The organism is Haemophilus sp. HMSC071C11, from assembly GCF_001837655.1.
GTDB lineage: Bacteria > Pseudomonadota > Gammaproteobacteria > Enterobacterales > Pasteurellaceae > Haemophilus > Haemophilus influenzae.
Map to the genome: position 1 here is coordinate 18976 of NZ_KV833443.1, position 8624 is coordinate 27599.

Annotated in this window: 8 protein-coding genes; 5 read left to right on the top strand and 3 right to left on the bottom strand. The window is 38.4% G+C overall.

Going from position 1 to position 8624, the window contains the following annotated elements:
• Nucleotides 1-108 precede the first annotated feature (108 nt).
• From rapA to HMPREF2644_RS07350, 4 genes are read left to right on the top strand one after another with little or no spacing between them, the layout of a single operon-like run.
• A complete protein-coding gene (gene rapA / locus HMPREF2644_RS07335) occupies nt 109-2880 on the top strand; it encodes an RNA polymerase-associated protein RapA (RefSeq protein WP_070828357.1) in 2772 nt (923 codons plus the stop codon).
• A 2-nt stretch (nt 2881-2882) separates the two neighbouring features.
• Nucleotides 2883-3542, top strand: a complete 660-nt coding sequence (rluA, locus tag HMPREF2644_RS07340; RefSeq protein WP_038440381.1) for a bifunctional tRNA pseudouridine(32) synthase/23S rRNA pseudouridine(746) synthase RluA — start codon at nt 2883-2885, stop codon at nt 3540-3542.
• Between the two features lie 26 nt (nt 3543-3568).
• The gene (locus tag HMPREF2644_RS07345) at nt 3569-4147 is read left to right on the top strand and encodes a rhomboid family intramembrane serine protease (protein WP_005661557.1); all 579 of its coding nucleotides are present in this window, start codon (nt 3569-3571) and stop codon (nt 4145-4147) included.
• Nucleotides 4148-4176: 29 nt separating this feature from the next.
• Complete coding sequence (locus HMPREF2644_RS07350) at nt 4177-4944, top strand: DeoR/GlpR family transcriptional regulator (RefSeq protein WP_005661561.1); 768 nt, start codon at nt 4177-4179, stop codon at nt 4942-4944.
• A 301-nt stretch (nt 4945-5245) separates the two neighbouring features.
• Here HMPREF2644_RS07350 and HMPREF2644_RS07355 read toward each other — a convergent pair whose 3' ends face one another.
• Genes HMPREF2644_RS07355 through metN form a run of 3 tightly spaced genes read right to left on the bottom strand, consistent with a single transcriptional unit; the run spans nt 5246 to nt 7822 of the window.
• The gene (locus tag HMPREF2644_RS07355; protein WP_005654466.1) at nt 5246-6067 is read right to left on the bottom strand and encodes a MetQ/NlpA family lipoprotein; all 822 of its coding nucleotides are present in this window, start codon (nt 6065-6067) and stop codon (nt 5246-5248) included.
• Between the two features lie 38 nt (nt 6068-6105).
• Entirely contained in the window at nt 6106-6795 is a 690-nt protein-coding gene (locus tag HMPREF2644_RS07360) for a methionine ABC transporter permease (protein WP_011272197.1), read from the bottom strand.
• Nucleotides 6785-7822, bottom strand: a complete 1038-nt coding sequence (gene metN / locus HMPREF2644_RS07365) for a methionine ABC transporter ATP-binding protein MetN (RefSeq protein WP_005648552.1) — start codon at nt 7820-7822, stop codon at nt 6785-6787. The genes HMPREF2644_RS07360 and metN overlap by 11 nt, the downstream gene beginning before the upstream one ends.
• A 175-nt stretch (nt 7823-7997) precedes the next feature.
• Here metN and gmhB point away from each other — a divergent pair, with 175 nt between their 5' ends.
• Nucleotides 7998-8552: a D-glycero-beta-D-manno-heptose 1,7-bisphosphate 7-phosphatase gene (gmhB, locus tag HMPREF2644_RS07370; protein ID WP_005654456.1), complete on the top strand. Its 555-nt coding sequence runs from the start codon at nt 7998-8000 to the stop codon at nt 8550-8552.
• Nucleotides 8553-8624: the final 72 nt, after the last annotated feature.

An 8624-nucleotide genomic window follows, 5' to 3' on the forward strand; every position in this document is an offset into this window, starting at 1 on the left:
TATATCTTCCTAAAAGTGCGGTCAATTTTTTGTGAGTTTCTTTTCAAGAGTATGCAAGCTACAATACGCTCCCAAGTTTTATCAATGTAAATCAGAAAGAGAATAATTATGCCCTTTGCTATTGGTCAGCGTTGGTTAAGTGAAAGTGAAAACGCTTTAGGATTAGGTGTTATTACCGCATTAGATCAACGAACTGTTACTATTTATTTCCCCGCAGCAGATGAAACGAGGATATATGCTATAGCGCAAGCGCCTTTAAGCCGAATTGTATTTAGTAAAGGTGAAACTTTATCCCATCAAGCTGGCTGGCAAGGCGAGATTTTAGACGTTCAAAATATGAACGGTTTGTTGTTTTATTTAGTTAAAAATCCACAAGATGAAGATGTTATTGTGCAAGAACGTGATATTTCGCCGATTATTTCTTTTAGCCAAGCAAAAGATCGCCTCTTTTCAGCGCAAATTGATCGCAGTACTCATTTTGCATTGCGTTATCGCACGCTTTGTCATCAGCAAGCACAATTTAAATCGCCATTGCGTGGTTTACGCGGAACGCGTGCAAGTTTAATTCCCCATCAGCTTCATATTGCAGCTGAAGTCGGTAATCGAGTTAATCCTCGCGTGTTATTGGCGGATGAGGTTGGTTTAGGGAAAACCATTGAAGCAGGAATGATTTTGCAGAATCAACTTTTTGCTGAGAAAGTGCAACGTGTTCTTATTATCGTGCCAGAAACCTTGCAACATCAATGGCTGGTGGAAATGCTTCGTCGTTTTAATTTGCATTTTGCACTTTTTGATGAAGAACGTTGCAACGATTTTGATCTTGATGCCGTTAATCCGTTTACAACTGAAAGCTTAATTATTTGTTCGCTGAATTGGTTAGAAACGCATCCAAACCGAGTAGAGCAGGCACTTGATGCTCAATTTGATTGCTTAATTGTGGACGAAGCACATCATCTGGTGTGGTCTGAAACCTCGCCAAGCGCAGCTTATTTATTCGTTGAACAGCTTGCTCGTATCATTCCATCCGTCTTGTTACTCACTGCAACTCCAGAACAACTTGGGCAAGAAAGTCATTTTGCTCGTTTGCGCTTACTGGATCCAGAACGTTTCTTTGATTATCAAACCTTTGTGAAAGAGCAGGAACACTATCAACCTGTGGTTAATGCCGTTGAATCTTTGTTGGCAAATAAGGCATTAAGTGCGGTCGAAAAAAATCATATTTCTGATTTATTGCTTGAACAAGATGTCGAGCCACTTTTTAAAGCAATTGCATCAAATAATGATGAAGAACAACAGCGTGCCCGTCAGGAATTGATTCAAGCCTTAATTGATCGTCACGGCACGGGGCGAATGTTATTCCGCAATACACGTCAAGGCGTGAAAGGTTTTCCGCACCGTGTTTATCATCAAATTACTCTCTCTGAAGAGAATGATAAAATTGATTGGCTGATTGATTTCCTCAAACTACATCGCGATGAAAAAATCTTTGTGATTTGCCAGACGGCGGCAACTGCGATTCAGTTAGAACAAATTTTACGTGAACGTGAGGCGATTCGCGCCGCAGTGTTTCACGAAAAAATGTCGATTATCGAACGGGATAGAGCCGCGGCTTATTTTGCGGATTTAGAAAACGGCGCGCAGGTTTTACTGAGCTCGAGTATTGGCTCGGAAGGGCGTAACTTCCAATTCGCAGCAAATTTAGTGTTATTTGATTTACCGACAAATCCTGATTTATTGGAACAATGTATTGGCCGATTAGATCGTATTGGACAAAAACGTGATGTGCAAATTTATATGCCTTGTGCGAAAGATTCACCTCAAAGTCGTTTAGCACGTTGGTACAATGAGGGATTGAATGCTTTTGAACAAACTTGTCCAATGGGAATGGCATTATTTTCTCAGTTTGCCGATGAGTTGGAAAAAGTGCGGTCAAATTCTACCGCACTTTCAGAGAATGAATTTTCTGGATTATTAAAACAAACTAAAACCGCACGGGAAAAACTCAAGATTGAGTTAGAAAAAGGTCGCGATCGTTTATTAGAGCTAAATTCTCATGGCGGTGAGCAAGCACAAGCGTTAGCGGATCAAATCGCTGATGAAGATAATTCGCCAGAGCTTGTGAATTTTGCTTTAAAATTATTTGATATTATTGGCGTAGAGCAAGAAGATCTTGGGGCTAATAGTATTGTAATTAGTCCAACTGGGACAATGCTTGTGCCCGATTTTCCAGGTTTAAAAGAAGAAGGTGTGACGGTTACCTTTGATCGAGAACTTGCCCTTGCCCGCGAAGAAATGGAATTCTTGACTTGGGATCATCCTATGATTCGTCAAGGTATTGATCTTGTTGCTTCGGGGGATATTGGCAAAGCCGCAATGGCATTGCTTGTGAATAAACAACTGCCCGCTGGAACCTTATTAATTGAATTGATTTACGTGGTGGAAAGCCAATCGCCAAAAGGGTTACAGCTCAATCGTTTCTTGCCACCAACGCCTATTCGTCTGCTGCTTGATAACAAAGGAAATAACATGGGTGAGCAGGTTGCCTTTGAAACATTGCATAGCAAATTGAAACCACTTGGTAAAAATATTGCTAATCAAATGGTAAAAATGGCACGGAGCAACATTGAATCCTTGATCACGCGAGGTGATCAACTGGTAAAATCCTTGGCAGAACCGATTATTGCTGAAGCTAAAAATCAAGCAGAACAACAATTAAGCGCAGAAATTAACCGTTTGCAGGCTTTGCGAGCAGTGAATAAAAATATTCGCCAAAGCGAAATTGATATTTTGGAACAACAACGAACACAATCACTGGACGAGCTTTCTAAAGCAAATTGGCGTTTGGATTGCTTGCGTGTCATTGTGACGAACAAGGAATAAAAATGGCATTGATTGAATACAATCCGCCCCTTGAACCTTATTTGGATATTATTTATCAAGATAATCATTTGTGCGTGGTGAACAAACCTAGCGGTTTGCTTTCTGTGCCGGGTAATCAACCACAATATTACGATAGCGTAATGAGTCGAGTAAAAGAAAAATTCGGTTTTTGTGAGCCTGCGCATCGTTTGGATATGGCAACGAGCGGTATTATTGTGTTTGCTTTAAGTAAGGCGGCGGATCGTGAATTAAAACGTCAATTTCGCGAACGTGAACCGAAAAAACACTATCAAGCGATTGTTTGGGGGCATTTGGAGAACGATTATGGCGAGGTAAATTTGCCAATGATTTGTGATTGGGAAAATCGACCTCGCCAACGTTTGGATTTCGTTTTAGGAAAAAGAGCGGTCACAAAATTTGAAGTTTTAGCACGTTTGCCGAATAACAGTACTCGCGTGAAACTGACGCCCGTGACAGGCAGATCTCATCAATTACGCTTGCACATGTTAGCATTGGGGCATCCAATTCTAGGTGATAAATTTTATTCTCATCCACAGGCTAAAGTTATGTCGCCAAGATTATGCTTGCACGCAGAAGAATTGACGATTACCCACCCCATTACAGGGGAAACAATGACTTTTAATGCGAAGTCCGATTTTTAAATTTACGCATAAGCACGAGATCACGAATGAAAAACTTTTTAGCTCAACAAGGAAAAATCACGCTAATTCTCACCGCACTTTGTGTGCTTATTTATCTTGCTCAACAGCTGGGTTTTGAAGACGATATTATGTATTTGATGCATTACCCCGCTTACGAAGAGCAAGATAGTGAAGTGTGGCGTTATATTTCACATACATTGGTACATTTATCTAATTTGCATATTTTGTTTAATCTGTCTTGGTTTCTTATTTTCGGTGGAATGATTGAACGCACTTTTGGTTCGGTCAAATTATTGATGTTGTATGTTGTAGCATCTGCCATAACAGGATATGTGCAAAATTATGTGTCTGGCCCCGCTTTCTTTGGGCTTTCTGGTGTTGTATATGCGGTTCTAGGTTATGTATTTATACGTGATAAATTGAATCATCATTTATTTGATCTGCCAGAAGGTTTTTTCACAATGTTATTGGTGGGGATCGCATTAGGTTTTATTAGCCCCTTATTTGGTGTTGAAATGGGAAATGCTGCACATATTTCAGGCTTGATTGTCGGCTTGATTTGGGGATTTATTGATAGCAAATTGCGCAAAAATTCGCTAGAGTAAGTCCGTTTAATTTGGATAAAGGATTCGCTATGAAACAATCGTTACGCCATCAAAAAATTATTAAACTGGTGGAACAATCTGGCTATTTAAGCACGGAAGAATTGGTTGCTGCCTTAGATGTTAGCCCTCAAACGATTCGTCGTGATTTGAATATTTTGGCGGAGTTAGATTTAATTCGCCGCCATCACGGTGGTGCGGCATCGCCATCTTCTGCAGAAAATTCTGATTACGTGGATCGTAAACAATTCTTTTCATTACAAAAAAATAATATTGCACAGGAAGTTGCAAAGTTGATTCCTAACGGTGCATCGTTGTTTATTGATATTGGTACGACGCCAGAGGCTGTTGCCAATGCGTTGCTTGGCCACGAAAAACTCAGAATTGTGACGAACAATCTGAATGCCGCTCATCTTTTACGCCAAAATGAAAGTTTTGATATTGTTATGGCGGGCGGATCATTACGAATGGATGGTGGAATTATCGGCGAAGCTACGGTAAATTTTATTTCTCAATTTCGCCTAGATTTCGGTATTTTAGGGATTAGTGCGATTGATGCAGATGGTTCATTATTGGATTATGATTACCATGAAGTACAAGTAAAACGAGCGATTATTGAAAGTTCACGTCAGACCTTATTAGTGGCCGATCACTCTAAATTTACTCGCCAAGCGATTGTTCGCTTGGGCGAATTAAGTGATGTGGAATATTTGTTTACAGGTGATGTTCCTGAGGGCATTGTCAATTATTTGAAAGAGCAGAAAACGAAATTGGTTTTATGTAATGGTAAAGTGCGGTAAAAATATCTTTGATTTTCTTATTAATTTGTCGATAAAAGAAGCTATTACTCTTAATTTTTGATTTAATTGAAATTTATCTAAAAGTAATCTAAATATTCTCTCGCTGAATTATTGTCTTTTCTATAATTAAACATTTCCAAGCGTAAAAGTATCTTGCTTTTTTAATCAATTAAAGAAATTTCATATTTCTGTATTATCTAATTATTTTTAGCTACCAATATTCTTTAAAACATTCCGAGCTTAGATAAGAAAATCCCTTGCTGGGCAAGGGATTTAGTAATGGGTTAAAGTGCGGTAGAAATTACCAACCTTTTACAACGCCATCTTTAAAGTGTTTTTGAGCTTCTTGGTAAACTTCTTCTGTTTGGTAAGATTTTACGAAATCTTGAACAGCTTTGCTGTCTTTGTTATCGGTACGAGAAACGATAATGTTCACATATGGCGAATCTTTATCTTCTACAAATACACCGTCATCTTGAGCATTTAAGCCTACTTGACCCGCATAAGTATTGTTTACTACAGCTAAATCAACGTCGTCTAATGCGCGTGCCGCAACAGAAGTATCTACTTCAGTGATGTTTAATTTTTTCGGATTTTCAACAATATCTAATACAGTTGAAAGAAGGTTATTTGCATCTTTTAATTTGATTAAACCTTGTTTTTCAAGAAGAATTAATGCACGACCACGGTTTGTTGGATCGTTAGGAACAACAACTTTAGCACCGTCTTGTAATTCATTCACATTTTTGATTTTTTTAGAATAACCCGCTAATGGATAGACGAAAGTATTACCCACGATAACTAAGTTATTTAAATTTTTCGCTTTTGCATCTTCATCTAAATAAGGTTTATGTTGCATTGCGTTTGCATCTAAATCACCTTTAGATACAGCTTCATTTGGTAATGCGTAGTCATTGAATTCAACGAATTGAACGTCTAAACCGTATTTTTCTTTAGCGACTTTTGCTGCAATTTCTGCAACTTGATGCTCAGGACCAGACATTACACCAACTTTGATTTTAAGCGGTGCTGCTGCAGCTTCAGGTTTTTTGTCTTCTTTACAGCCTGTTAAAACGAGAGCTGATGCGATTGCAGTGATTGCAAAAAGTTGTTTTAATTTCATAGGATTTCCTTCCTGTTTAAGTTAAGAGTTGCATTTAATTAACGATGATCCACTTTTCTAGCCAGTGTATCGCCGAGTTTTTGGCTAATCATAACGAATAGCACAATAATAATGGTTGCCACCCAAGTGACATAAGGCATATTGCGATATACGCCGTAGTTGATAGCGAGGCTACCTAAACCACCGCCGCCTTGCGTCCCCGCCATTGCTGAGTAACCAACTAAAGTGACTAGCGTGAGCGTGATGCCATTAATTAGCGTAGGTAGAGCTTCTGACAAATAGAATTTACGAACAATTTGCCATTTAGTAGCCCCCATTGCTTGAGCTGCTTCGGTTAAACCATTTGGAATTTCCATTAGTGCATTAGCAGTTAAGCGAGCCACGAATGGCATTGCACAAATACTCAATGGAATAATTGCTGCTGTTGTACCTAATACGGTTCCCACGATGAAACGAGTTACAGGTAATAAGATTAGGAGCAAAATAATAAATGGAATGGAACGCCCAATATTAATAATCGTGTTTAACATAAAATGAGTGCGGTTGTTTTGTAAAATCTCATTTTTTCCAGTTAAGAAAGTCCATACACCCACAGGCACGCCGACTACTACGGCAAGTAAAGTAGATGCAAAGCTGATATAAACAGTTTCATAAGTTGCTGTTGCGACAACACCCCACATTTGAGGTGTTAATTGCTGGCTGAATGTTGCCAAGAAATCATTGAACATAACCAAGCACCTCCACGCGCACGTTGTTTTCCATTAAATAAACTTTGGTTTGCGTAATGGCATCTTCATCGCCTTCTACTTCAGCAATGGTATAACCAAATTTCACGCCTCCAGCATAATCAATTTGTGAGGTTAAGATACTGAGCTCCACGCCAAATTTTTTTGATGCTTGAGAAAGTAACGGTGCATCGACTGAGCGACCCGTAAACTCAAATTTGATGATTGGATACGCTTTGCTGTGTTTCGGTGTATCAGTAAGATTTTCCAAATATTCATCAGGTAGACTGATGTGGAAGGTCGAACGAATAAACTCTTGTGCTAATTCTGTTTTAGGGTTTGCAAAAATTTCACCGACAGTACCTTGTTCAACTAGGCGACCTTGATCAATGACAGCAACTTGATCACAAATCTGTTTAACAACTTCCATTTCATGGGTAATCAACAAAATTGTAATACCTAAAGTGCGGTTAATTTCTTTTAATAATTGCAGAATAGATTGCGTCGTTGCAGGATCTAATGCGCTCGTTGCTTCATCACATAATAAGACTTTAGGATCGCTCGCTAAGGCACGTGCAATGGCTACGCGTTGTTTTTGCCCGCCAGAAAGATTGCTTGGGTAAGCATCACGTTTTTCACTTAAACCAACAAGATCTAAAAGTGCGGTAATTTTTTCTTGGATTTTTGCTTTTGACTCACTTTCCAATTCTAAGGGTAATGCCACGTTTTCAAATACGGTGCGAGAACTTAGTAAATTGAAATGCTGAAAAATCATTCCAATTTGACGACGAGCAAGTACTAATTCGCGATCAGAAAGTTTTGTTAATTCTACGCCATCAACAATAACGGAACCGCTTGTCGGTTTTTCTAATAAGTTCACACAGCGAATTAATGTACTTTTTCCTGCACCAGATGCACCAATTACGCCACAGATTTGACCTTTTTCGATATTCAACGAAACATTATCAAGCGCAGTCAATTTTTTGTTCGGTAGCTCAAAAATTTTCGTAATATTATTTAGCTTAATCATATAAGCCCTTTTTATTTATTGTTTTTAAATCTGTTTTGGTATTCTAGATGTCTAGATTGCTATGTCAATATGTCAGATTATCTTTTTTAGACAGATTAGTTATGACTTATATTTGCTAATTGCTTGGATTAAATAGATAATTTTCGTCAATTTGACATGTATAAAAGGCAAGAGAATGAATAAGGCTATTTTTTTAGATCGCGATGGCACGTTAAATATTGATTATGGTTATGTACACGAAATTGATAACTTTAAATTTATTGATGGTGCGATTGATGCATTGCGAGAATTAAAGAAAATGGGATATATGTTGGTATTAGTGACCAACCAGTCGGGCATTGCACGTGGTTATTTTTCTGAGGATCAGTTTTTACAATTAACAGAATGGATGGATTGGTCGTTAGCTGAACAAGATGTGGATTTGGATGGCATTTACTATTGTCCACATCATTCTGAGGGAAAGGGCGAATATAAAGAAGATTGTGATTGTCGGAAGCCTAAATCGGGAATGTTATTGCAAGCGATCAAAGAATTAAAGATCGATCCTACGCAATCTATTATGGTTGGAGATAAAGTTGAAGACCTAAAAGCGGGGATTGGTGCGAAGGTAAAAATGAACGTATTAGTTCGTACTGGTAAACCAGTAACAGGGGAAGGAGAAGGAATAGCGGATTATGTGTTAGATTCTATCGTAGATCTTCCGAGAATTTTAAAACGCTTAAAAAAATAGCCAAAAAGATCTATATTTTGCTCTAATCGCTTGTACTTTAATCAAAAGATCATTTTTTTAAATATTTTTACA